This is a genomic window from Flavivirga eckloniae (assembly GCF_002886045.1).
Lineage (GTDB): Bacteria > Bacteroidota > Bacteroidia > Flavobacteriales > Flavobacteriaceae > Flavivirga > Flavivirga eckloniae.
Genome location: NZ_CP025791.1, coordinates 2,194,322 through 2,218,911, shown reverse-complemented (window position 1 = coordinate 2,218,911; position 24,590 = coordinate 2,194,322). Strand labels below are relative to the sequence as shown.

Annotated in this window: 19 protein-coding genes and 2 tRNA genes; 10 read left to right on the top strand and 11 right to left on the bottom strand. The window is 32.7% G+C overall.

Features of this window, described 5'->3' with window-relative positions:
- Nucleotides 1–142 precede the first annotated feature (142 nt).
- The 4 genes from tig (at nt 143) to C1H87_RS09090 (ending at nt 4,936) form a co-directional block, all read left to right on the top strand.
- Entirely contained in the window at nt 143–1,471 is a 1,329-nt protein-coding gene (gene tig / locus C1H87_RS09105; protein WP_102755504.1) for a trigger factor, read from the top strand.
- 145 nt (nt 1,472–1,616) lie between these two features.
- The gene (clpP, locus tag C1H87_RS09100) at nt 1,617–2,291 is read left to right on the top strand and encodes an ATP-dependent Clp endopeptidase proteolytic subunit ClpP (RefSeq protein ID WP_102755503.1); all 675 of its coding nucleotides are present in this window, start codon (nt 1,617–1,619) and stop codon (nt 2,289–2,291) included.
- 75 nt (nt 2,292–2,366) lie between these two features.
- Nucleotides 2,367–3,599, top strand: coding sequence for an ATP-dependent Clp protease ATP-binding subunit ClpX (clpX, locus tag C1H87_RS09095; RefSeq protein WP_102755502.1), 1,233 nt, complete (start codon nt 2,367–2,369; stop codon nt 3,597–3,599).
- 518 nt (nt 3,600–4,117) lie between these two features.
- Nucleotides 4,118–4,936 carry an FkbM family methyltransferase gene (locus tag C1H87_RS09090; protein WP_102755501.1) on the top strand — a complete coding sequence of 273 codons (819 nt, stop codon included), beginning with the start codon at nt 4,118–4,120 and terminating at the stop codon, nt 4,934–4,936.
- A gap of 241 nt (nt 4,937–5,177) precedes the next feature.
- Here C1H87_RS09090 and C1H87_RS09085 read toward each other — a convergent pair whose 3' ends face one another.
- From C1H87_RS09085 to C1H87_RS09075, 3 genes are all read right to left on the bottom strand, one after another.
- Nucleotides 5,178–6,791, bottom strand: coding sequence for an OmpA family protein (locus C1H87_RS09085; RefSeq protein ID WP_102755500.1), 1,614 nt, complete (start codon nt 6,789–6,791; stop codon nt 5,178–5,180).
- Between the two features lie 295 nt (nt 6,792–7,086).
- Complete coding sequence (locus C1H87_RS09080; protein WP_102755499.1) at nt 7,087–8,895, bottom strand: OmpA family protein; 1,809 nt, start codon at nt 8,893–8,895, stop codon at nt 7,087–7,089.
- A gap of 129 nt (nt 8,896–9,024) precedes the next feature.
- Nucleotides 9,025–10,548: a GH3 auxin-responsive promoter family protein gene (locus tag C1H87_RS09075; RefSeq protein WP_102755498.1), complete on the bottom strand. Its 1,524-nt coding sequence runs from the start codon at nt 10,546–10,548 to the stop codon at nt 9,025–9,027.
- Between the two features lie 42 nt (nt 10,549–10,590).
- Here C1H87_RS09075 and C1H87_RS09070 point away from each other — a divergent pair, with 42 nt between their 5' ends.
- Nucleotides 10,591–11,385 carry a DUF2797 domain-containing protein gene (locus C1H87_RS09070; protein WP_102755497.1) on the top strand — a complete coding sequence of 265 codons (795 nt, stop codon included), beginning with the start codon at nt 10,591–10,593 and terminating at the stop codon, nt 11,383–11,385.
- 121 nt (nt 11,386–11,506) lie between these two features.
- Here C1H87_RS09070 and C1H87_RS09065 read toward each other — a convergent pair whose 3' ends face one another.
- The 4 genes from C1H87_RS09065 to C1H87_RS09050 all read right to left on the bottom strand — a co-directional run bounded on the left by C1H87_RS09065 (nt 11,507) and on the right by C1H87_RS09050 (nt 16,187).
- Nucleotides 11,507–12,130 (bottom strand): LysE family transporter, encoded by a 624-nt coding sequence (locus C1H87_RS09065; protein ID WP_102755496.1) that lies wholly within the window; start codon nt 12,128–12,130, stop codon nt 11,507–11,509.
- A gap of 145 nt (nt 12,131–12,275) precedes the next feature.
- Nucleotides 12,276–12,470 (bottom strand): 30S ribosomal protein S21, encoded by a 195-nt coding sequence (gene rpsU / locus C1H87_RS09060; protein ID WP_102755495.1) that lies wholly within the window; start codon nt 12,468–12,470, stop codon nt 12,276–12,278.
- A 202-nt stretch (nt 12,471–12,672) separates the two neighbouring features.
- Entirely contained in the window at nt 12,673–15,351 is a 2,679-nt protein-coding gene (locus C1H87_RS09055) for an AsmA-like C-terminal region-containing protein (protein WP_102755494.1), read from the bottom strand.
- A gap of 113 nt (nt 15,352–15,464) precedes the next feature.
- The gene (locus C1H87_RS09050) at nt 15,465–16,187 is read right to left on the bottom strand and encodes a queuosine precursor transporter (RefSeq protein ID WP_102755493.1); all 723 of its coding nucleotides are present in this window, start codon (nt 16,185–16,187) and stop codon (nt 15,465–15,467) included.
- Between the two features lie 70 nt (nt 16,188–16,257).
- On the opposite strand from C1H87_RS09050, the gene folK reads away from it, so the two are divergent.
- Nucleotides 16,258–17,388 (top strand): 2-amino-4-hydroxy-6-hydroxymethyldihydropteridine diphosphokinase, encoded by a 1,131-nt coding sequence (gene folK, locus C1H87_RS09045; RefSeq protein WP_102755492.1) that lies wholly within the window; start codon nt 16,258–16,260, stop codon nt 17,386–17,388.
- A gap of 216 nt (nt 17,389–17,604) precedes the next feature.
- On the opposite strand, the gene C1H87_RS09035 is transcribed toward folK, so the two are convergent.
- From C1H87_RS09035 to C1H87_RS09025, 3 genes are all read right to left on the bottom strand, one after another.
- A complete protein-coding gene (locus C1H87_RS09035; RefSeq protein ID WP_102755490.1) occupies nt 17,605–18,330 on the bottom strand; it encodes a hypothetical protein in 726 nt (241 codons plus the stop codon).
- 146 nt (nt 18,331–18,476) lie between these two features.
- Nucleotides 18,477–18,905 carry a DUF1801 domain-containing protein gene (locus C1H87_RS09030; RefSeq protein ID WP_102755489.1) on the bottom strand — a complete coding sequence of 143 codons (429 nt, stop codon included), beginning with the start codon at nt 18,903–18,905 and terminating at the stop codon, nt 18,477–18,479.
- Nucleotides 18,902–19,438 carry an RNA methyltransferase gene (locus C1H87_RS09025; protein ID WP_102755488.1) on the bottom strand — a complete coding sequence of 179 codons (537 nt, stop codon included), beginning with the start codon at nt 19,436–19,438 and terminating at the stop codon, nt 18,902–18,904. Before C1H87_RS09025 ends, C1H87_RS09030 begins: the two co-directional genes overlap by 4 nt.
- Before the next feature lie 209 nt (nt 19,439–19,647).
- Between C1H87_RS09025 and mutS the strand changes: the two genes are divergently transcribed.
- The 3 genes from mutS (at nt 19,648) to C1H87_RS09010 (ending at nt 22,560) form a co-directional block, all read left to right on the top strand.
- On the top strand, nt 19,648–22,260 hold the full coding sequence (gene mutS / locus C1H87_RS09020) for a DNA mismatch repair protein MutS (RefSeq protein WP_102755487.1): 2,613 nt from the start codon (nt 19,648–19,650) through the stop codon (nt 22,258–22,260).
- Nucleotides 22,261–22,378: 118 nt separating this feature from the next.
- Nucleotides 22,379–22,450 (top strand) — tRNA-Gly (locus C1H87_RS09015).
- Between the two features lie 26 nt (nt 22,451–22,476).
- A tRNA-Leu gene (locus C1H87_RS09010) sits at nt 22,477–22,560 on the top strand.
- 99 nt (nt 22,561–22,659) lie between these two features.
- Here the strand turns inward: C1H87_RS09010 and C1H87_RS09005 are convergent.
- Nucleotides 22,660–23,238: an RNA polymerase sigma factor gene (locus tag C1H87_RS09005; RefSeq protein WP_102755486.1), complete on the bottom strand. Its 579-nt coding sequence runs from the start codon at nt 23,236–23,238 to the stop codon at nt 22,660–22,662.
- Between the two features lie 121 nt (nt 23,239–23,359).
- On the opposite strand from C1H87_RS09005, the gene C1H87_RS09000 reads away from it, so the two are divergent.
- The gene (locus tag C1H87_RS09000; RefSeq protein ID WP_102755485.1) at nt 23,360–24,514 is read left to right on the top strand and encodes a FecR family protein; all 1,155 of its coding nucleotides are present in this window, start codon (nt 23,360–23,362) and stop codon (nt 24,512–24,514) included.
- Nucleotides 24,515–24,590: the final 76 nt, after the last annotated feature.

Below are 24,590 nucleotides of genomic sequence, written 5' to 3'. Positions count from 1 at the left end.
ACATAAAATCAAGCTGTTAAAAACTTTGCTAGGATGTAAAAATTATTATATTTTTGCATCCCGATTTTGGTTACATAAAATTTAGTTTTTGAAAGAAAACGATATTGTTAAATGCCTGATATAAGGCTTTATATATTTTAAAATGAATATTACAAGAGAAAACGTTGATGCATTAAATGCTGTTGTGAAAGTAGATATAGTTAAAGAAGACTATAGCGAAAAAGTTGAGAAAATCTTATCAGATTATCGTAAAACAGCAAATATCCCTGGTTTTAGAAAAGGGCATGTGCCAATGGGAATGGTTAAAAAGCAATACGGAAAAGCTGTTTTGGTAGATGAGGTAAACAAGCTATTGCAAGATGCTTTAAACAAATATCTTACCGAGGAGAAATTGGACGTTTTAGGACAGCCTTTACCAAAACCTCAAGACGATATAGATTGGGATGCCGAAGGATTCTCTTTTGAATTCGAATTAGGTTTGGCGCCAGAATTTGAAGTAACCTTAAAAGGTAAAAAAGCAATAACGCAGTACAATATTGTTGCTGACGATAAAATGATTGATGAGCAGATTGAACGTATTCAAAAGCAATATGGGAAATTAGTTCCTCAAGATGCTGTTGTAAAAGACAGTGAAATTACCGGAGTTTATAAAAATGAAGAAAAAGAAATTGAAAACACGGTAACTTTAACTCTAGATAAATTTAAAGGTAAAGCAACCGAGAAACAATTTATAGGTGCAAAAGTAAATGATGTAATTACTTTAAAAACCAAAGGGCTTTATGATGATGAGCACGAATTAATGCATGCTTTAAAATTAGGTCATGATGAAGTACATGGTTTAGATATTGAAGTAAACTTCACTATTACCGAGATTAATGAGCGCGTATTAGCAGATTTAGATCAAGAGTTGTTCGACAAGCTTTTTGGAAAAGATACTGTGAAAACAGTAACTGAGTTAAAAGCTAAGATAAAGGAAGATGCCGAAAAACAATTTGTGCAACAAGCAGATCAAAAGCTTTTAAACGATGTTACCGAATATTTAGTTGAAAATACGAAGTTCGATTTACCTGCAGAGTTTTTAACAAAGTGGATGCAAACTGCTGGTGAGAAAGAAATGGATGAAGTGCAAGCCAGAGAAGAATACGAAAAATCGGAAAAAAGTTTACGTTACCAATTAATTGAAGGGAAATTAATTACCGATAATGATGTTCAGGTAACTTTAGACGATATTAAAGATCATGCAAGAGACATGATAAAAGCACAAATGGCACAATTTGGTCAACTAAACCCATCTGATAAAGAATTAGAAGATATCGTTGCAAGAGTATTATCAAATCAAGATGAAGCTCGTAGAATTTCAGAACAACTTATAAGTCAGAAATTATTAGCAGTTTACAAAGAAAAAGCTAATATCAAAGTTAAGGAATTGAGCTACGAAGAGTTTGTAAAAGAAGTTTACGGTGACAAGTAAGTAAAGAATAATTCATTATATTTAAGCGCTTAAATCTACAGATTTAAGCGTTTTTTCTTAGAAAGAAAAATTTTTTAAAATAGATTTTTTTGCCATTTAAATGTAAATCAGGCAATTAGTCAAAATTAAATATTAAAAAGGACTTATGGATTACGCAAAAGAATTTGAAAAATTCGCGATAAAAGATCAAGGCATTAGCAGCACATATTACAATAAAATTGTTAGTAGTATGTATCCTACCGGCCTAACACCAAATATTATTGAAGAGCGTCAAATGAACATCGCAATTTTCGATGTGTTTTCACGTTTAATGATGGATCGTATCATCTTTATGGGTACGGCTATCAATGATCAGGTGGCTAATATTATACAAGCACAGCTGTTATTTTTAGAAAGTGTTGATGCTTCAAAAGATATTCAAATCTATATAAACTCACCGGGAGGAAGTGTTTATGCAGGTTTAGGGATATACGATACAATGCAGTTTATAAAACCAGATGTGGCTACTATTTGTACGGGTATGGCTGCTTCAATGGGAGCTGTTTTATTGTGTGCCGGAGAGAAGGGTAAACGTAGTGGTTTAACGCATTCGCGAGTTATGATTCACCAACCTTTAGGTGGTGCGCAAGGACAAGCGAGTGATATTGAAATTACCGCTAGAGAAATATTGATTTTAAAAGAAGAATTATATAAAATTATTAGTAAGCATTCAGGACAAGATTACGACAAAATTTATGAAGATAGTGATCGTGATTACTGGATGAAAGCGGATAAGGCCAAGGAATATGGTATGATTGACGAGATTTTGTCTCGAAATTAAATAAAAATTCGTAATTTTAGTTAATTGTTATTGAGGGATTTATAATAATTCACGTCCAAAAATAAATATAGATTAATGGCAAAGGAAGAATTAGAATGTTCGTTTTGCGGTAGAAAAAAACCAGAAACGAATTTGTTAATAGCAGGATTAGATGCTCATATATGCGACAGATGTATAGAGCAAGCTCATGGTATTGTAATAGAAGAATCTAAGCAAAACGATAGTAGCGATCTATCTGCCGAATTAAAACTACGTAAACCCCAGCAAATAAAAGAATTTCTTGATGAGTATATTATAGGGCAGAACATGACTAAAAAAGTGATGTCCGTAGCCGTATATAATCATTATAAACGTTTGTTACAGGCACCAACCAAAGACGATATAGATATTCAAAAGAGTAATATTGTAATGGTGGGGCAAACTGGTACAGGAAAAACCTTAATGGCAAAAACCGTTGCCAGAATGTTAAATGTACCATTAGCTATTGTTGATGCTACTGTTTTAACAGAAGCAGGTTATGTGGGTGAAGATGTAGAAAGTATTTTAACCCGTTTATTACAGGCTGCCGATTACAATTTAGAAAAAGCAGAAAAGGGAATCGTTTTTATTGATGAGATTGATAAAATTGCTCGTAAAAGTGATAACCCATCCATTACACGAGATGTTTCTGGAGAAGGTGTGCAGCAAGCCTTATTAAAACTTTTAGAAGGAACAGTTGTTAACGTACCGCCAAAAGGAGGTCGTAAGCATCCAGATCAAAAGTTTATAGAAGTTAATACAGAAAACATTTTGTTTATTGCAGGTGGTGCTTTTGATGGTATTGAGCGTATTATTTCAAAACGTTTAAATATGCAAGCTGTAGGATATAGTGCTTCTATGTCTGATGATGTGGTAGACCAAGATCATTTACTACAGTATATTATTCCGAAAGACTTAAAAGATTTCGGACTAATTCCGGAAATCATAGGTCGTTTACCAGTGCTTACTTATATGGATCCTTTAGATGCAGATACGTTAAGAGCTATTTTAACCGAGCCTAAGAATGCCATTATCAAGCAATACAAGAAGCTGTTTGCTATGGATGAGATTAATTTCACTATAACAGATGGTGCTTTGGATTTTATTGTAAACAAAGCCATTGAATATAAATTAGGAGCAAGAGGCCTACGTTCGCTTTGCGAAGAAATACTAACTGATGCTATGTTCGAGTTGCCTAGTAGCAACGAGAAGAAGTTAAACGTTACTAAAGTGTATGCCGAAGATAAATTAACGAAAACAACTCTTAAGAAACTTAAAGCGGTTTCGTAAAGAGCTAAAAATTGTGATGCCTTAAAAAAGCATTACGGTTTGATATAACGATCATTTTAAATCTCAGAGCGTTTAAACACTCTGAGATTTTTGTTTTTATAAATTTCTTGTTTGTGTATTTAATTTTGAATAACACACTAGAAGACCTATGCCATCATCTTTATCTTTCTTGAATAGGAATCAATAACCAAGGCTAAAATACATTGGATATCTATTTACAATATTAGGCGCCATGAACAACCTAAAATTGTTCTGGGATTTTTGGTGTCTGAGATGGTATGCATATTTCTAACCAATTAAAAATGGAACCGGCTGCTACTCGCATATTCATATAGCCGTTGAGCTTCATAGATCGTAAAGTTAATCTATAGCTTGTGCTATTAGAGATTTTAAACCTAATGAATCTTTTTGAGTACGTTTTATCTAAGATATTTTCAACATGAAAAAGTGGAAATTTAAGACAAAGTCTTTTTTTAATTTATATCTTTAAAAGTAATAAAAACATAAAACACTCTAACATGGGAACAATTAGAAAATTGGGCTTAAAAATTTTAAAAAAAATCAATTTAGGCACTATAAAAATTAAACATCACTATACAAAAGAGGCTTTTTATTTGGATTCGTTTATGCATAAGGGATATTGGTATTACGGTAAAAAAAGAGAAAAGAACCCTATGGAGCTATTTAATAAAATCATTAAAAAGGGTGATTGTATTATAGAAATGGGAGGTCATATAGGGTACATTAGTCAGTATTTTAGTTATCTAGTTGGCAGCAATGGTCAAGTTATAATTTTTGAGCCAGGAGAGAATAATCTTCCTTACCTTAAATTAAATACTCAAAATCGTAACAATGTTAGACTTGAAGAAAAGGCTGTTTCTGATACCAATGGATATGCGGATTTCTATTTAGAAAATTTAACTGGACAAAACAATAGCTTGTTAAAAGATTATGATTTGTTCCAAGATAATCAACAGTATTCTGGCTTAGAAATAGAAAGAAAAATTGTGAAATTAGAAACAATTACGATTGATACATTTTTGGAAAAGAATTATCCCAATCAAAAAATTGATTTTGTGAAAATTGATGTTGAAGGAGCAGAATTACAAGCAATTAAAGGAATGAAACAAACCATGCTTAAATATCTTCCTAGTTTAATGATTGAAGTGACAGAAAATATTAAAGAGATATTTGATATTTTAACGAATTTGGATTACTTTATTTTTGATCCTATTACTAGAAAGGAAGTTACAACTATTAATAGGGATAATATTTTTGCTATACATAAGTCCAATGAAAAATTAATTAATGAACTAAATGTTATAAGGCTTAATTAAAATTTGATAAAAAAATTAACTCATATAAAAAACCACGCAATAAGCGTGGTTTTCTATTTCTTATGGATGTTTTAATTAATAAAATACATTATGGATAATTTCCTATGTGTTTTAAAACTGTGTTAAAAGTATACTTAATTAAACAGAGCGCAAAGATTTTTAAGACCTTTTAGATGACAAGGCAAAATTCTCGTTTAAAGACTTTTCCTATGGTATTTAATCGGAATTAAAAGCCGATTCTCTAGTCTAAAATAACAAACTCTACACGTCTGTTTACTTGTAAGTCATTTTCAGAACATTTTTTCTTACAGTCAATTTTTGGTTTAGATTCACCGTAACCTTTAGATTGTAATCTGTCTTTACTAATACCATTTTTTACCAGATATTTTACCGCAGAAGCAGCACGTTTTTTGGATAAGCCTAAATTATAAGAAGCCCTACCTTTATTATCTGTATGCGCATTAATAACCAATTTCATTTCCGGATGCTCTTTTAATACCTTAATGATTTTGTTTAAAGAAATGGTAGACTCTTCTTTTACATTCCATTTGTTAAAATCGAAATAAATGTTTTCTAAAACAATTCTCAACTCATCTTCAACTTCTGCAATAACAGGTTTGGTAGTAAGTAATTCTAAATCTTTATTATAAGATGTATTGTAACCTCTAGTAGCTTCGAATTTAAAGTCTCCATTTTTAAATCCATCCTTTTGGGTGGTAATACTGTACAATTCAAAAGGAGTAACTTTAAAGCTATAAGCAGCATCTTCTTTAGTTAGCTGTCTTGCTACTTCGTTACCTTCTTCATCTTTTAAAATAACCAAGGTGTTAGGTAGCTTTATCTGAGTTTCTAAATCTAGAACTTTACCTTCTATGGTTTGAATAATTTCCTCATTAGTTGCGGTATAAATATCAAAACCACCTTTTCCATTGGGTCTGTTTGAAGACACATACCCTTTGTTTTCGGCAGCTAAGAAATAAGCAATTTCATCGTATTCACTATTAATTGTGTTTCCCATATTTCTTGGAGCTCGATACCCGTTACGTAAAATTTTACTTGTAAAAAGGTCGAAACCACCAATGTTATTATGTCCCTTAGAAGAGAAGTATAAATATTTTGAATCTATGGAAAGCGATGGATACTTTTCATCTTTAACCGTGTTAATTGTGCGCCCTAAATTTTCTGGACTGCTTAACGTACCGTCTTCATTTATATTAGAAACATAGATGTCGTAACCACCAATGGATTCTGGCATATTGGATGAAAAGTATATTTTATCTCCCTTAGGGCTCATATAAGGATTTTCAATTGAGACATTTTCCTTATTAATGCTTAACAATTCTTCATTAATCCAATTCCCGTGAGAGTCCTCTTCTAAAACAGCCTTGTACAGTTTATACTCCAAAGAGTTCTCTTTACTGCTTCTTGTGTAATATACTGTTTTTTGATCTGGTGAAAAGGTTAATTGATCTTCACTATCATTTGTATTAAGTATTCTGGAAAATAACAATGGTAAGCTTAGTCTACCATTTTTACTAATATCTAAGCAAAACAAATCTTTATATGCCTCATTGGTATTAGGATCTATTTTTGCCAATCCGCCGATTTTTTTTGAAGAAACCATAATAAGCTTGTTTCTAAAAAAACCAGAACCAATTTCGGAAAATTTAGTGTTAATACCAGCATCTAATAGTTCGAACTCAAAGCCGTTAGCATCAATAGATTTTGACGACTTGTGTAAACTCAGATTACTGTTATTGTATGAAAAATGATTTGATGCAATTAAATTTGAAGTTCCTTGACTAAGTACAATATTAGAGATAAGGAAAACGAGTAAACATACTTTAGTTCTCATCTTTTGAGGGTTTTTGAGAGATTAGGATTAATTTAGAGGTTAAATATAACTTCGAATATGACTTTTGGAAAAATTTCTTAGACCAATCGCTATTTAATTCGTTAACTCATTGTTTTGTAGCCTATTCTGTTGAAAAAGAGGTGTTTTCGTCGTTGAATTTAGCAGATTGTCTAAATAATCTAAAATAAAACAGCCTTAACCGGTTAAAGTTAAGGCTGTTATATATCATGATGTTATAATACTTGGAATTTTTATACTAAGTAAATTTTAGAATTCATTATAAAAGCGCTAAATATTAATTTAGCTTTTTATAGTTCAGCCAAGCTTTTTCATTACTTATTATTCTTATAGTTTCTAAAGCTTTTCTAGCCTCAGACTTGCTTTCGTAACTTGCATAGGCTACCTGAAATAAACCATTTTTACTTTTTCCGACTTTTCGGGCACTAATAAAACCTTCCAATTTTAATTGATTAATTAATTTGGTACAGTTTTTTTCAGTACTAAACGAACCGGCCATAACATGGTAATCTCCAGTTTGGTTAACTTTATTAAGGGTATTTTGTGGAGATGCATTTATAATTACAAATTCAACACGTCTGTTGGTTTGTCTATCTTCCTTGGTACAACGATTTTTACAATCAATTAATGGTTCTCTTTCTCCATAACCTTGAGAGATTAATCGATCTTCCGAAATACCATGTTTTATTAAATAGTTAAGCGTTGATTTAGCACGCCTATGCGATAAGTTTAAGTTATACGCGTCACTACCTACATTATCGGTATGGGCATGAATCGCTAACTTTATTTTAGGATGATTGGTAAGTACCTCAATTATTTTATCTAGGTCTTCGTACGACTCTTCTTTTATATTATGCTTGTCAAATTCAAAATATATGTTTTCAACAACAATTTGAAGCTCATCATCTACTTCGGCTATCAAGCTTATAGGCGCAAGTTCTAAATCTTGATGATAAGTTGTTTCGTCGTTTTTGTACGATGCAAAATCGAACGTGCCATCTTCATAGTCTATTTTTTCAGTTGTTATAATGTAGGTTTCCGATGGAGAGACATCAAAACTATAGGCTCCATCTTCACCAGTTATCAATTTATCTAATTCTTTGAGGTTTTTGTCTCTTAGAATAACTACGGTATTAGGTAGTATGGTTTTAGTGTCAATATCTAAAATTTTACCTTCAATAGTTTGTTTAACATGGTCGATAGTGAAGTAAAAAATATCAAAGCTATTTTCTTCTTTCCTGTTTGATGAGAAATACCCCGATTTTTTATTTGCATAAAAATAGGCGATTTCATCATGTGGCGTATTAATGGTGCTACCTAGGTTTTTGGGAGTATGGTATTTGTTATTGAAAATTTTACTAACAAAAAAATCAAATCCTCCAAAACCTTCATGACCTTTCGAGGCAAAGAACAAATGCTCATTGTCTTTAGAAACATAAGGGTGCTTATCGTCAGAAGTCGTGTTTATTTTTCTTCCTAGGTTTTTCGGAGTTCCTAACGTTCCGTCAGAATTAATATCAGAAACATAAATATCGTAGCCGCCAATGGCATCAGGCATGTTAGCAGCAAAGTATAATTTATCTCCGTTAGCGTTAACGAAAGGGTTTTCTATTGAAACATTTTCACTATTAAAATAAATAAGTTCTTCGTTAATCCAATTACCATGAGAGCCTTCTTCTAAAGTGGCTTTGTACAGTTTATATTCTAAGGATTTTTTCCGGCTACTCCTAGTGTAGTATACGGTTTTTTCGTCTGGTGAGAACGATATTTGATCCTCGCTGTTTTTCGTGTTTAGTATTCTTGAGAATAGTAATGGGTTGGCTAAAGCGCCATTACCTAATGTGTCTACACAATAAAGCTCTTTAAAAGCTTCCTTTGTGTTGCGGTCTTTTCTGGCAAAAACACCGATTTTTTTAGAAGATACCATGATTAGTTTTTTCTTAAAAAAACCAGTTCCAATCTCTGAATATTTAGTGTTGATGTTTGTGTCTGAAACGTCAAATTGAAACCCATTGGTTCCAGTTGTTGGTTGGCTAAATAAAAAGATCGATTGAAGCCATATAATAATAAAAAAATATGCTTTCATCTTAGGGGGTCGATTAGGGTCGATTAATTACATGTGCTATTAAACTCGTTGTTAACGAGTTAAAAATATGGGTTTTAATAGTAAAACACAATTATATTCGTTTAAGTGCTCCCTGTTGAAAAGAAAAGCTTACAAAACAGGGTTGTTCAAGCCTAAAAGCTCGTCCATGTAAGTCCTCGTGTTAGAAAGTCGGGGTATTTTATGTTGACCACCTAGCTTATTATTTTGCTTTAACCAATCATAAAATAGATGCTCTCGGGCTATATTTATTTTAGGCTTATTAAGCGTGATATTATTATAGCGTTTAGCTTCATAGTCGGAATTCAACGCCTTTAGCGCATTATCAAATAATTCATTAAAATAATTGATGTCTTTAGGGGGCGTTTTAAATTCAATAAGCCATTCATGGGCTCCCTTTTCTTTGCCTTCCATAAATATTGGAGCCGCAGTAAAATCTACGATTTCAGCTTTAGTACGTTTGCATACTTTTTTTAAGGCATTTTCGGCATTTTCAATAATAAGTTCCTCGCCAAAAACATTAATATGATGCCTAGTTCTACCAGAAACTTTTATTCTGTAAGGGCTTAATGAAGTGAAACGAATGGTATCCCCAATTTTATAACGCCATAATCCGGCATTTGTAGTAATTATTACAGCATAATTTGTATGGAGTTTCACTTCGCTTAAAGGGATGGCTTTTTCTTCGGTGCTATCATAAATATCCATTGGGATAAACTCGTAGAAGATTCCGTAATCGAGCATTAATAGTAACTCATCGGAGTTGTTCTGGTCTTGTATTGCAAAAAAGCCTTCAGAAGCATTGTAAATCTCATAATATTTAAATTCCGTTTTTGGAAGAATTTTTTTGTACTGATTTTTATAAGGTGTAAAACTTACACCACCATGAAAATATACTTCTAAGTTAGGCCATATATCATGAATACTCTTTTCTTTGGTAGTTTCTAGAACATTATTGAGTAGTACGAGCATCCATGAAGGTACACCAGCAAGACTTGTTACATTTTCATTTATAGTTTCGTCTACAATAGCTTGCATTTTATATTCCCAATCGCTCATTAGAGATACCTTATTGCTAGGTGTACTACTAAATTCTGCCCAAAAAGGCATGTTGTCGATTAAAATAGCTGATAAATCGCCAAATACGGTACCATTTTCTTTATATAGTTCTTTGCTACCACCAAGGCGCAAACTCTTGCCTGTAAACAATTGAGAATTTTCATTGTTATTGAGGTACATGCATAACAAATCTTTGCCGGCTGCATAATGGCAATCTTCAAGTGATTCTGCACTTACTGGAATAAATTTACTTTTTGCTCTGGTAGTACCACTGGATTTAGCAAACCATTTTATAGGACTGGGCCAAAAAATATTAGTTTCCCCTTTTCGAGAACGCTCAATAACATCTTGCCAACCTTCATAGTTTTTAATAGGGACACGTTCTGAAAATGTTCTATAGTTTTTTATAGAAGCAAAGTCGTATTCTTTGCCAATTTCTGTGTCCTTAGCAATATCTATAAGGGTTAATAGTAATTCGTCTTGTACTTCGTTAGGATATTTTAAAAATAATTCTATTTGATGGAATCGTTTTTTCAAAAACCAAGAAGCAATTGAATTTACTAAAGGTATTGGCATATTTATTCTATCTTTAAGATTTTAAAAATAAGACTTTTTTTTATGACTTACCAAGGTGTTTTAACAAAAATGGAAACTGAGTTTGCTAGCCCAATTCAATATTATCTAGTGTTTGAAAATGATTTTTTAAACATGAATCAATTATTGAATAAAAGTGTAACCATTAAATTTGTTAAGTATCAATGTTTAAATTGCGGATTGAATAAACCAATTTACAGACAAGGTTTTGATAAACAGTGTTTTTATGAAGTACCACAAGCGGCCGATTGGATTATGCGTCCTGAGCTAAGTACGGCGCATTTAGGTAAAGAAGATAGAGATTTAGAGTTTGAAAAGCGTGCGCAATTACAACCGCATATTGTGTATTTGGCAAATTCTAGTAATGTTAAGGTTGGGGTTACAAGAAAGAACCAAGTGCCAACACGTTGGATAGACCAGGGAGCACATGAAGCTATTGAGATTGTTGAAGTTCCTAATCGTTATTTAGCTGGTATTACTGAGGTCGCTTTAAAAGATTATGTGGCAGATAAAACGAATTGGAGAAAAATGCTTAAAAATGATATTGAAGATGAAAACTTAGTCGAGTGGCGAGAGCGTTTAAAGCAACATATACCAGATGAGGTAAAGGAGTATTATATCGAGACCAATACGGAAACTAATTTGGATTTTCCAGTACATAAATATCCAGAAAAACCTAAAAGTTTAAATATTGTTAAACAACAAGAGTACTCGGGTAAACTAGTTGGTGTGAAAGGACAGTACCTTATTTTCGAAGATGATACTGTTTTTAATGTGCGTGCTAACGAAGGATTGGTTGTTAATATTGCTATTAATTAATTCGAATCCGAATGTAATCATGGTCGTACTTGCGCGATACTTCGGCTACGTTAAGAGATCGCGTAAGGCACAACGCTATAATTGTTGAATAAAGAGAAGAAATAAGCTTATAGAAACTATATTAAACCAGATACAACTTAACCGCCTGTACAAAAGCAATAACAACTAATAAAACCCCTGTAATTTTATTAATAACCGAGGTTATATTTTTAACCTTATTTTTTATAAATGTACTAAAGCGACTGTAAAAATAAAGTGTTAGTAGTTTGCCTAAATACACTCCTGAAAAAAATAAAAACAGCACAGAAAACGAAGACTTAAGCGATAACATGATATTATTGTTGTTTAAGATACCAAAAGCTATAACCCAATAGATTAAAACTGGTGGGTTTAAGATGCCGAGAAAAAAACCGGTAGCATATTTCGATTGTGTAATTTTCCTTTTTCTGGTTTTTTCCTCAGACTGCTTTTTGAAAAATAGAAGCGATCCCGCTAATAGCAATAGTGTTACAACTGTTATTTGTACCCATAAATTCTTATTAAAGAAATTTATAATAACCGTATTACAATGTAAGGCGTAATACGATAAGATAACCTCTGCTATACCTGCAGATATGGCTATTTTAAAAGCCTTCTTTGCATTTTCTTTTAGAGTTGTATTTATTACTGCAATATTAGAAGCTCCTAAAGGGAGTGCTCCGAGAGTAGCAGCCAGTATACCAATTAATAAATAAACTACGACCATAATGCTTTTGTAGCAAATAGTTTGGAAAGCTTACATGAATTTTTTTGTGAACTATAAAAAAAGGCTTTCGATAATCTTTTGCTACAAAAAAAGCTGCATTTGTATTTTATAACAAATGCAGCTTTTTTATTGAGATAGGTAGATACTAAATATCTTCTTGATCTCTTAGGTTTTGGATATACGCAGCTTTTTGAATCTCACGACGTCTCTTAACAGAAGGTTTTGTGAAAAATTGACCATCTCTCAAGTTTTGCATAACTTTAATGTTCCTGTGTTTTCTTTTGTATCGTTTTAATGCGCGCTCGATACTTTCGCCATCCTTAATAATAATTTTCAGCATATATAACTTTTAAATTCGTTTGTTTTAGGGTTATCCTAAATACGTTATTTGTTTAAAGCAGAATTTAACCCCTACATTTTTTTACAAAACTAACGGGTTATTTGATTCTTCTACTAACAATAATAACTTTTTTAACGTAGTATCCTAATAAAAAAGGAATTTATTCTAAAAAAAACAGAATAAACCCCCTTTTTTACATTGTTTAGGTTTTTTTCTTTTTTCCGCCTAATAAACCGCCAAGAACATTTTTAACGGCATCTTTTGTTGTATCTTTTTTAGTGGTCGTAGAGTCGGTTTTACTTTTGCTACCTCCAATTAAACCACCTAAAACATCCTTAACAGCATTGTTTTGCTGTTTTTTAATAGAATCGGATTTACTTTTATTACTGCCAATAACATCGCTAATTAAATCTTTTACTTTACCCTTTCCTTTATTGAGTAATTTTTGCTTTTCAATTTCAATTAGCTGACTTGTTAGCTTTGTAACACCATCTGTTAAATCGGTTTTTACTGAAGGTCTTGTGTATGTTCCGCCAATGTTTGCAGTAACAGGAATGCTTATGTCTTTTGCTTCCTTGGTATTAATTTTACCAATTAATTGATTAACATCGCTGCCTAAATATTTGGCTGGTACATTGAAGACGGCACTATATTCTAAATCTTTATTGAAACCATGAGAACCCGAAACGTCAATATTAACATCCTCATAAGTTATTTGAAACGGTTTTACACTAACTTTTCCATTAGCAAATTCCAGTTTTGTTTTAAGGTTTTTTAAATCTAATTTGTCGAAATCTATAAAACTTAAAGAGCCTTCCAGTTGGTTAAATAGCTCACCTTCGTTTGCATTAACTTTTGTGGTTAACAGTTCGGTAAGTGCTTTACCAGAAAGGCTACTTAATTTAGGGGCAAGTTCGTCATCTAAATTACCGGCAAGACTCATATTAGTGTTTAGCTTTCCTTGAAATAGTTTGGCAATAGGTGCCAAGTTTCTCAATAATTCTAACTCGTTAAACGATTTAGAGATGTCGAAGCCATTTATACCAAAATCTAAATTAAAAGTAGGAGTTTCGCCTTTTGTAGAAACATCACCAGAAATAGCCATAGTACCATCAAACATGTTAGAGGTCATATCTTTAAGCGTTGCTTTTTGGTCTTTAATAAAAAGGGTTCCTTTTACATTTTTTAAATTAAGATCGTCGTAAACTACCGTTTGCGCATTGGCATTGATAGTACAATCTAAAAAATCGGGAATTTTTAAAGCTTCGGTATCTTGGGTGATGTCTTTGTCGGACGAAGCAGTGTCGTCTTCAGACATAAAATCGTTCACTTTAAAAAAAGTAGAGTTTAAACTAAAATAACCTTGAAGTGTATTGTCACTTAAAAGGAATCCTAACAGGTTTTTTATTGTTCCTGTAGCATTTATATCACTGCTCCCCGTTCGAGCTTTAAAATTATTAAGCGAGATGGTTTCAGGGTTAAAGTCCATATTAGCCTCAGAAATATGAATAGGATTAATCATATCTTCCGAAGAAAACACAAAATCGCTAATACTTACCGAGCCACTATTTTTAATACGCTCGTAAGCATTTGTTTCAATAGCTTTCATGTCGAAAGACGTGTTAACAACACCTTTTAAAACACCAGTTAATGTATTTTCTAATTCAAGAGGATAAACTTTTGTAATGTTTGCTAAATTTAAAATTCCACTAATGTTGGCATTAACTAACATGTTTTGTGTGATGTTTTTTAAAGAGGCAGACGATTTAAATATATCTTCATCAATTTTAAAATTGAGCGTATTTATATCAATGTAAGTGTCGTCAACATTACCAGTATTGTTTTTTATAGCTGTGTTTATTGTAATGTTTTCAACGCGTTTAGGTAAATCGGGATATTTAAAAGAAGCGTTGTTAGAGGTTATGCTAATATCTAAATTAGGAATTGTTTTTTCGGAGCTTATACCTTTCACTATACCTTTCACTCTAAAATCGCCAGTAGTTTTAACGTTTTCAATGTTTTTTGAATATTCTTCAGGAATTAATGCTAGGAAATTTTTAAAAGATGTTTCCGGATTTTCAAAAGTAACATCTATTTCTTGACCGTTATCCAGTAGTTGTACATAGCCATCAAACTCTATAGGTAACTTGTTTATCAAACCTTTATTTTCTTTAAAGGTGTATTTACTGTTTTCTAAATCTAAGCCTATTAGCGCATCTAGTTTAATAGGGTTATTGCTTAAGTAGTTACTGCTATCTATAGTAAAACTAATATTGGCTTCTGTTTTGGTGTCTAATTCTGAAGTTTCTGCAGAAAAGATACCTCTGCCTTCGTGATTAAGTTCGGATATATAAATTGTGGTTTTCGATCCTTCATCAATATATGCTAAGGCACTGTTGTTAATGCTGTAGTTTTCAATATCGAAAGAAAAACTATCTGTTTCGGTGTTTGTTTCGTCTGTAGTAGCATCCTCATTGCTTTTAGCAATATCGTAGTTTGCATTACCAAATTTATCTGTTTTAAGGGTTAATAAAATTTCATCAACGTTAATAGATTTCACTTCTAAAGGCCCGTCGCTAGGTGTTTTAAACAACTCGCTAATAGACATAGTAACAGCAATATTCTTAGAGGTTACAAATGTTTCATCTTTAAAAGGTTCGAAATTGGTTATAACCAAATCGGTTACAGAGACATGGGCTTTAGGGAAGCTTTTTATAAAACTTAAACTCACGTCGCTAAATTCTACTTTAGCGTTTAGGTTTTCGTTTACTAATTGCTTAACCATGTCTTTAATTTGCGGTTTAAATGCAAAGGGGACGACTATTAATAATACGATTATTATGAGCAGGACAATGCCCGAAATTTTCAATGTTTTTTTCATGGGGGTAGGTTTTGCTATTTAATTCTTAATTTGAGAATTTATTTGATTAGGGTTAAATAAAATGTTTGTTATGAATATACGTAAAAAAGTAATTTAAAAGATGGGACTTGTTTTTATTTAGTGTTATTTTTTAAAAGCAGATCAATTTCTTCATTCACTTTTAAGTTAAAACGTTTTCTAAATAAAAAAACCCCTAAATACAAAAAGGGTGTATCTATAAGTGCTATTAATACCTTGAATAAAAAGCCACTAATTAGCAACCCTTTAAAATTGGACCAGTCAATAATATTAAACGAACATAATAGGGTGACTATTGTAAAAGTATCAACAAATTGTGAGAACCATGTTGAAAAATTATTTCGGAGCCAAAGATGTTTGCCCTTAGTAAGTCGTTTCCAGAAATGATAAATCTGTATGTCTACAAACTGTGCGAATAAATAGGTAAGCATACTGGCAAACACTGCAATAACAGAATTGCCAAAAACCGTATGAAACATATCGTCCTTAACGTAAGACCAACTTGTAGCTGGTACACTGTCTGCAACCAGAATTATTAAAAGGGAAAAAAGCGAAGCGAAAATACCCGTGACCACAACATCGTTAGCCCGTTTTTTACCATAAATTTCACTAATTAAATCGGTGATTAAAAAGGTAATGGGGTAGGGTAAAATACCAACCGATATTTCAAAAAGCTTGTTTCCAAAAATCTCAACATCAACAGGGTACCAATAAAAAAACTTCTGAAAAATAAGGTTAGATACCACTAACGATGTAATAAATAATGCGCCAAGAAGTATATAAATACGTTGCGCAGCAAGCATATCTTTTAAAGTCATACAGTAATTGTGAATAAATACGTGTTGTAAATATAAAGGAAACCATTTACTTTTATTATTTTGCTTTTCTATGATGCAATCAACAACATTTTATATTGCCTTGGGCAGCAATAAGGGAGATAAACTTAAAAACCTTCAAGAAGCGGTTGATTTAATACATGTGAGGGCAGGAAGTATAAAACTGATTTCGAAAGTTTATAGGTCTCCTGCTTTTGGTTTTGAAAGCGATGACTTTTTTAATGCTTGTCTGGTCTTAAAAAGCGATTTGAAATCTCAGGAACTGCTTGAGGTTTTGCTTGGCATTGAAACAGATTTAGGACGCACAAGAAATACTGCGGAAGGTTACGAAGCGCGCATTATAGATTTGGATATTATTTTTGTTGAGGATAATGTTATTGAAACTGAAACGCTTATGGTGCCACATCCGGAAATGCAGAAACGTAAGTTTGTGTTGGTGCCACTTAACGATGTAGCATCTAAAATAAAACATCCCAAATTCGATAAGGAAGTTTCTGTTCTGTTAACCGAATGCAACGATGAAAGTGTTTTAGAGCCTATTAATATTTGGTTGAAAAACCCTAGGAAAGCTTTTAATTTCTCAAAGTATAATTATATTGCCATTGAAGGGAATATTGGAGCAGGAAAAACCAGTCTGACCAATAAAATTGCGGACGATTTTAATGCAAAGCTTATTTTGGAACAATTTGCAGATAACCCGTTTTTGCCTAAGTTTTACGAAGATGCATCGCGTTATGCCTTTCCTCTGGAGATGTCTTTTTTAGCAGAACGCTACCAACAAATTTCTGACGATTTAGCCCAACTCGATTTGTTCAAGGATTTTATTGTGAGCGATTACGATGTGTTTAAATCGCTTATTTTCTCAAAAATCACATTACAGGAAGACGAGTTTAAGCTGTATAGAAAGTTATTCTATTTAATGTACAAAGAAATTGCAAAACCAGATTTGTATGTGTATTTATATCAAAATACAGAAAGATTACAAGAAAACATTAAAAAGCGTGGACGGGATTATGAACAAAATATTGAAAATGACTATCTAGAAAGAATCAATACAGGGTATTTGGATTTTTTAAAATCACAGCCCGATTTTAACGTGAAAATCATTGATATTTCGGATAAGGATTTTGTGGATAATAGATTAGATTATTTGTGGCTTTTGGGAGAGATTTCTAGGGAATGATTTTTTTTGTTACGCTTATCGTTTAGTATATGGCAAGTAGGGCAGTAGAAAGCAATGAACTTTCAAATTTGCACTGAGCCAAAGCGTTGTATTTTGTTTTTAAATTATCCATTCTTAAAAGCCAAATCAACGATTTGGCGGTGTTACTTAATAGCACTGAACTTTCCTTAACACTGAACGCCCTATTTGCTATATACAGTGTTACATGCTGGATTTTCATTTCTTATAATCTAGATATGAAGGAGCTGATTTTTTCTCAGGCTCTTTAATTTCATCTTTGGTGCTTGTGTATTTATGTAAATCTTTGGGATGAATGTATTCTTCTTTCTCTTTAGTCAATTCTGATGAACACAGATGAGCGCGACCCTCTTCAGCGAGACTGTACCATGTCCTTGTCGTTAAGTCATATGACCAATGGTCAATTTCTTGATATTTATCTTCTTTGTCTGTCTTAATCTCAAGAGTACATTTCATTTTCTTTTGGATTACAGGATCTTCCCATCTAAAGCTTTCAAAGACTAAATGAGTTGTTTTTGTTTGATTAGCTAGAAGAACGATTGGTATCCATTTTTCAGTACTTGCTTTGTTTATCCATGTGAATCTTTCGTCCGATAGTTCACTTCCTTCAACCACCCATTTAGCTCCAAAGTGTTCATAGTGGTTTGGGATGGGTAAATCTGGGAAAGTAATTTTTAGTCGAAGGTCTATTATTTTACCAATTTGAGCCCCACTATTCGTTAGACTGATTGGAATATCAAAACTTGGAATGTACCATTTATCATTTTCATTTTTAATCGGATAGATTCTAAATGTGCAATATCCCACTGTCAGTATCGGTGAGAATTTTGAATAATGAGTTTTCCATATTGCGATTCCCGATAACCCTAAAGCGATAAGTGAAAGAAATGCAGCTCCAAAAGCTATCCAATCTGATGTATCCATATTTTATGTTTGTTTTTCGCTTTCATACAACGTTATGATATAATTCCGTTTCAATGAATTATATCGATTGATAAGCGAAGTTATAATTTTGTAAGTTTAGAATCAAACCAAATTGTAGATAAAAAACTACAAATAAAACACTGTTTTTACATTCCCAACAAAGGTAAATGTTTAACTTTATGATAGGTAAGCGCAGCTGCGATGCAGTTTTTTAAAGCGTCTTTAGGTAGTTCCTCTTTCAATTGAAGAACAATCGCTCTTTTCCCTTCAAAATTAAGAGTGCTTTTATAAATGGTTCTAAATGTAGATACCAATCTGCTAGTGCATTGGAAATACATAGCATATTGATTTGGGTTTTTAGATTTCCAATCGATTCTAATGGTACTGCCTTTTTTTGTTAGGTAACTAGGCTCTCCCCATTTTAGGGTTTCTTCCAAATTGTTCAATCCTTCTATTTCACTAGCAGTCTCCATAATTAATTCCCGAAGACTTGTCATTTTCTTTCTAACCGAATCGGGATAATTGTTGAAAACCAATTCAACTCTAGAATCTGTTTTTACTTCTAATTTTTTCATTGGTTCGATTTTAGTTTGGAGAACACATCCCAAATAACCACACCAGCACTAACCGAAATATTTAAAGAATGTTTGGTGCCAAATTGAGGGATTTCAATAACCATGTCGCTGGCAGTTACCACATTTTGATCCACCCCTTTAACTTCGTTACCAAAAACCAGAGCATAAGTTGTGTTGGTTTCAGGAATAAAGTCATTAAGCATGGTAGCATTTTCAGTTTGTTCGATAGAACAAATTTTAATACCGTCTTGTTTTAAGTTTTCAACTAAATCCGAAGTGTTTTTAACGTATTCCCATGCTACCGTATCGGTACTCCCCAAGGCTGTTTTATGAATATCTTTATGAGGTGGTGTAGCCGTTATGCCGCAGAGATAAATTTTTTCAATTAAAAAAGCATCACTCGTTCTAAATACAGAGCCAATATTGTTTAAGCTTCTAATATTGTCTAATACAATAATAATTGGTGTTTTTTTTACCGATTTAAAATCATCAATACTCAATCGGTCTAATTCACTATTTTTTAGTTTCCGCATGCTTTTTTAACGTTAAGTCATGCTGAGCTTGTCGAAGCATCTCAAGAAAAAATTCTTCACTTTGTTCAGAATGACAACTAAAATAATTTAATAGTTTGTTAATAATTGTAAATAACTTCTAATGTTTCAATTTTAATGAAAATCAAAATAATACTACATTAGCAATCTTACTGTATCTGCAAAAATAACACTTAAAAACCATATCATCATTGGCAAAAAAAACAAAAAAAGAAACTCCGTTAATGAAACAATACAATGCTATTAAAGCAAAGTATCCTGATGCTTTATTGTTGTTTCGAGTAGGTGATTTTTATGAAACTTTTGGAGAGGATGCCGTTAAAACGGCAGGTATTTTAGGTATTATTTTAACCAAGCGAGGTGCTGGTAGCGAAAGCGAAACGGAATTGGCAGGGTTTCCGCACCACTCATTAAATACCTATTTACCAAAATTGGTTAAAGCGGGTGAGCGTGTTGCCATTTGCGATCAATTGGAAGATCCTAAGCAGACCAAAACAATCGTTAAACGCGGTGTAACGGAGTTAGTAACTCCGGGTGTGGCGCTTAATGATGAGGTTTTAGTATCAAAATCCAATAACTTTTTGTGTTCTGTTTATTTTGACAAAAAGTATATAGGGATTTCGTTTTTGGATATTTCTACCGGAGAATTTTTAACCTCCCAAGGTAATGCCGAATATATAGATAAGCTATTACAGAATTTCAAGCCTAGCGAAGTTTTGGTTTCCAAACAAAAACGTACCATGTTTAATGAAACATTTGGAAATGATTTTCATACGTTTTATATGGAAGATTGGGTGTATCAAACGGACTATGCTTATGAAACTTTAATAAGACATTTTGATACTAAAACATTAAAAGGTTTTGGTATTGAAGATTTGTATGAAGGCATTATTGCATCAGGTTCTATTTTACATTATCTGTCGGAAACACAGCATAATAAACTGCAACATATCACGGGTATTTCTAGAATAGCAGAAGATGATTATGTCTGGATGGATAAATTCACTATCAGGAATTTAGAGCTTTATCATTCCACCAACAATAATGCCGTTACGCTTTTAAATGTGATTGATAAAACCATTTCGGCGATGGGTGGACGTTTGCTAAAACGTTGGTTGGCATTGCCTTTAAAAAATGTGGATAAAATAAAACAACGCCACGAAGTAGTGGATTTTCTAACCAAGGAAACTACAGTGCTTCAAAAAATTCAAAATCACATTAAACAAATAGGGGATTTAGAGCGACTCATTTCTAAAATAGCGACGGGAAAAGTGAACCCTCGTGAGGTCATTCAGCTTAAAAATTCTTTAGAAGCCATAGTACCTATAAAATCCTTGGCATCGAATTGCGACAACGAATCGCTTAAAACCATAGGGAATACGCTTCAAAGCTGTGAAGCACTTCGCGAAAGAATTAAAGAAACGCTCAATGAAGATGCTCCTGTTAACGTATTGAAGGGAAACAGTATTGCTGTTGGTTTTTCTTCAGAATTGGATGAATTGAGAGGCTTGTCAAAATCCGGAAAAGATTATCTTGATAATATGTTGGAGCGTGAAAGTGAGCGCACAGGTATTACATCATTAAAAATAGCTTCAAACAATGTGTTTGGGTATTATATTGAGGTGCGTAATACGCATAAAGATAAGGTGCCAGAAGATTGGATTAGAAAGCAAACTTTGGTAAGTGCCGAACGTTATATTACTGAGGAACTTAAAGAATATGAGGCTAAAATTTTAGGAGCCGAAGATAGAATTCAAGCTATCGAACAACAGTTGTTTGCAGAATTGGTATCGTGGATGAACCAATATATAAAGGAAGTACAACAGAACGCTTATTTAATTGGTCAGTTAGATTGTTTGTCTGGATTTGCCCAATTAGCAAACGATAATAACTATGTATATCCTATTATTGATGATTCTTTCGATTTGGATATAAAGGATGGACGCCATCCAGTTATAGAAAAACAGTTGCCTATTGGAGAGGCGTATATTGCTAACGATGTGTTTTTAGATAGGGTTGCCCAGCAAATTATTATGATTACCGGGCCTAATATGTCTGGTAAATCGGCCATTTTACGTCAGTCGGCATTAATTGTGCTATTGGCTCAAATAGGAAGTTTTGTACCGGCAAAAGAAGCTCGTATTGGTTTGGTAGATAAGATTTTTACACGGGTAGGCGCCAGCGATAATATCTCGATGGGCGAATCAACCTTTATGGTAGAAATGAATGAAACGGCTTCCATTCTAAATAATATTTCAGACAGAAGTCTGGTGTTGCTTGACGAAATAGGCCGTGGTACAAGTACCTACGATGGTATTTCTATAGCTTGGGCTATTAGCGAATATTTACACGAACACCCTGCGAAGCCTAAAACCTTATTCGCAACGCATTACCACGAGTTAAACGAAATGACTGAAACGTTTGAGCGAATTAAAAACTTCAATGTCTCTGTTAAAGAATTAAAGGACAATGTGCTTTTTTTAAGAAAACTGGTAGCAGGTGGTAGTGAGCATAGTTTTGGTATTCATGTGGCTAAAATGGCCGGAATGCCTCAACAGGTTTTACATCGAGCTAACAAGATTTTAAAGAAATTAGAGAAGTCTCATTCCAGCGAAGAGCTTACAGATAAGGTTAAATCGATAGAAGACGAGATGCAACTCAGTTTTTTTAATTTAGATGACCCCTTATTAGAAAATATCAAAGACGAAATATTACATACTGATATTGATACACTTACACCAGTGGAAGCGTTAATGAAACTGAATGAAATTAAACGAATGTTGGTTAAAAAAAAGCGGGCGTAAAATAAATTTCATTTATTTTGATAAAAGGCTTTGCAATTAATAGAAATATTTTAAATTTGCATCCGCAATAGCGATATTGCACCGCCTGCTAACCGTAGGTAAGTTCATTAAAAAGACTGCGAAAGTAGCTCAGGGGTAGAGCATCACCTTGCCAAGGTGAGGGTCGCGGGTTCAAATCCCGTCTTTCGCTCTGATACTTTCTTAAAATATACCAATGCTGAAGTGGTGGAATTGGTAGACACGTTGGACTTAAAATCCAATGGCCCTTGGGCCGTGCGGGTTCAAGTCCCGCCTTCAGTACTAAAGCCTTTACAAGATTTCTTGTAGAGGCTTTTTTTATGCAGGTAAAGCACTTTTTTATAATATTAGATCAAGGTTAAATATTGCTAGGAATAGCGATTATTTTCTATTAAATATTTCTTCGGTATTATAATATAAAAGAAATAAAAGCAATTGTTCATTCTCAAAAGCTTCGCGTATTTTTTTAAACGCTATACGTATTTGCTCTTCAACTGTTCTGGAAGATATATTAAGTATATTACCAATTTCTTTATATTCTAGCCCTCTTTGTCTACTCAAGTATAAAATTTCTTTACAACGGGGAGGAAGCAAGTCAATAATCTTTTTAAGCTTCTCAATACGTTTTTTTAAAAACTCATCATCTTCTTCTATTCTATTACGTAAATTTTCCTGTCTTAATTCCTGTAACAGATCATTATCTCTAATTGACTTTCTGTACAAATCTATGTAACGGTTATGTGCTATGGTGTATAGATAATTTTTAGGAGAAATGTTTCCCTTAAGTTGTTTTCTGTTTTCCCATAGTTTGGTGTAGCTATACTGCACAATATCTTCTGAATCCGATTGACTTCGAGTATATGTAGTAATATACCCAACTAAAGATTTATAATATTGATTAAATAAATACTTAAAAATCTCTTTATCGTCTTTTTTTAGTCTGGCTACAGATTCTTTCATAGAAAGTGGGGTGTTAAACTCATAAAAAATTTAAAATTTTGTATGAAAATTAAAAAAAATGATAAAGTATTACGGGATACTTAAAAATGGTTCGTATTAGATACAAATAAATAAAAAAATTGTGAATAACCTAATAAATAAATATTTAAACAATACGATAACTTCTGAAGAATTATATAAATTAAGTAAGTGGTTACAAGATGATAATAACAAGAAGATATTTGAAATTTATCTTAGAGATCAAAGCGATGTATATACAGTGCTACAGGATGTAAATTTAGAAAGTGCCTATGCTTCAATAAAGAAAAAAGCCAAGTTAGAACCAAAGAGTAGCGTTTTAAAATTATCGGTTAAAAAGTGGGGCAGATATGCAGCAGTATTGGTTTGTTTAGTTGGTTCGGCTTATGCTATCTATCTTATTTCACAATATTCAAGTGTTTCAACAAAAATAAATGATCCTTCTAACCAGATTACTTTAGAGCTTGAAGACGGCTCGATTAAAGTTTTAGATGAGTTTTCCTCTGAAATTATAACGAATACAAGAGGCGAAGAAATTGTAAATCACAACAAAAAAGTGCTTCGATATTCTAATGAAAGTACCACGAACAAGGAAACACTGGTTTATAATCAATTAATTGTCCCCTATGGGAAAAAATTTCAAATAGTTCTTTCCGATGGTTCTGAAGTTTTTCTTAATTCAGGATCTAAACTAAAATACCCAGTTACATTTTTAAAAGGATTAGAAAGAAATGTTTTTCTAGATGGTGAAGCTTATTTTTCTGTTGTTAAAGACCAAGATCATCCTTTTACAGTAATTACAGAAGAAATGAATACCCGTGTGTATGGAACGAAGTTTAATGTATCCAGTTATAAAAATGAAAGCAATACATCTACAGTACTGGTAGAAGGTCGTGTTGGGGTATACAAAACCAAATTAGAAGTAAACAAAGACAATTTAATTATGGTTTCTCCCGGACAAAAAGCAACTTATGAAAGTGGTGAGGTAGCTGTTGAAAAAGTTGATATTGAAAAATATATTGCCTGGACAAAAGGAAGACTTCACTTTGTTGATGATCGTTTTGAGGTTATTGTGAAAGAATTGGAACGCCATTTTAATGTTGCGATTAATAATACCTACACAGAATTTAATCAAAAACCAATCACAGGTACATTTGAAACCGAAACATTAGAGCAAATTCTAATTGCTTTTCAGGCTTATGCTTCTTTTGAGTACAAGATAGAAGGAAAAGAGATATTAATAACCAAACCAAAATAGCAGACTTATATGAGGAAATAGAAACAACAGCGATTAGCTAAAATGAAAGATCGGAAAATGCTGCCACATTTCCCGA

Excerpts from the sequence above, each read along its gene's own strand:
- C1H87_RS09025 (WP_102755488.1), bottom strand. The coding sequence starts at position 19,438 with ATGCGGAAACTAAAAAATAGTGAATTAGACCGATTGAGTATTGATGAT.
- C1H87_RS09050 (WP_102755493.1), bottom strand. The coding sequence starts at position 16,187 with ATGACTTTAAAAGATATGCTTGCTGCGCAACGTATTTATATACTTCTT.
- C1H87_RS09075 (WP_102755498.1), bottom strand. The coding sequence starts at position 10,548 with ATGCCAATACCTTTAGTAAATTCAATTGCTTCTTGGTTTTTGAAAAAA.
- clpP (WP_102755503.1), top strand. The coding sequence starts at position 1,617 with ATGGATTACGCAAAAGAATTTGAAAAATTCGCGATAAAAGATCAAGGC.
- C1H87_RS09090 (WP_102755501.1), top strand. The coding sequence starts at position 4,118 with ATGGGAACAATTAGAAAATTGGGCTTAAAAATTTTAAAAAAAATCAAT.
- C1H87_RS09065 (WP_102755496.1), bottom strand. The coding sequence starts at position 12,130 with ATGGTCGTAGTTTATTTATTAATTGGTATACTGGCTGCTACTCTCGGA.
- rpsU (WP_102755495.1), bottom strand. The coding sequence starts at position 12,470 with ATGCTGAAAATTATTATTAAGGATGGCGAAAGTATCGAGCGCGCATTA.
- C1H87_RS09080 (WP_102755499.1), bottom strand. The coding sequence starts at position 8,895 with ATGAAAGCATATTTTTTTATTATTATATGGCTTCAATCGATCTTTTTA.
- tig (WP_102755504.1), top strand. The coding sequence starts at position 143 with ATGAATATTACAAGAGAAAACGTTGATGCATTAAATGCTGTTGTGAAA.
- C1H87_RS09030 (WP_102755489.1), bottom strand. The coding sequence starts at position 18,905 with ATGAAAAAATTAGAAGTAAAAACAGATTCTAGAGTTGAATTGGTTTTC.
- clpX (WP_102755502.1), top strand. The coding sequence starts at position 2,367 with ATGGCAAAGGAAGAATTAGAATGTTCGTTTTGCGGTAGAAAAAAACCA.
- folK (WP_102755492.1), top strand. The coding sequence starts at position 16,258 with ATGATGCAATCAACAACATTTTATATTGCCTTGGGCAGCAATAAGGGA.
- C1H87_RS09005 (WP_102755486.1), bottom strand. The coding sequence starts at position 23,238 with ATGAAAGAATCTGTAGCCAGACTAAAAAAAGACGATAAAGAGATTTTT.
- C1H87_RS09070 (WP_102755497.1), top strand. The coding sequence starts at position 10,591 with ATGACTTACCAAGGTGTTTTAACAAAAATGGAAACTGAGTTTGCTAGC.
- C1H87_RS09035 (WP_102755490.1), bottom strand. The coding sequence starts at position 18,330 with ATGGATACATCAGATTGGATAGCTTTTGGAGCTGCATTTCTTTCACTT.
- C1H87_RS09085 (WP_102755500.1), bottom strand. The coding sequence starts at position 6,791 with ATGAGAACTAAAGTATGTTTACTCGTTTTCCTTATCTCTAATATTGTA.
- C1H87_RS09055 (WP_102755494.1), bottom strand. The coding sequence starts at position 15,351 with ATGAAAAAAACATTGAAAATTTCGGGCATTGTCCTGCTCATAATAATC.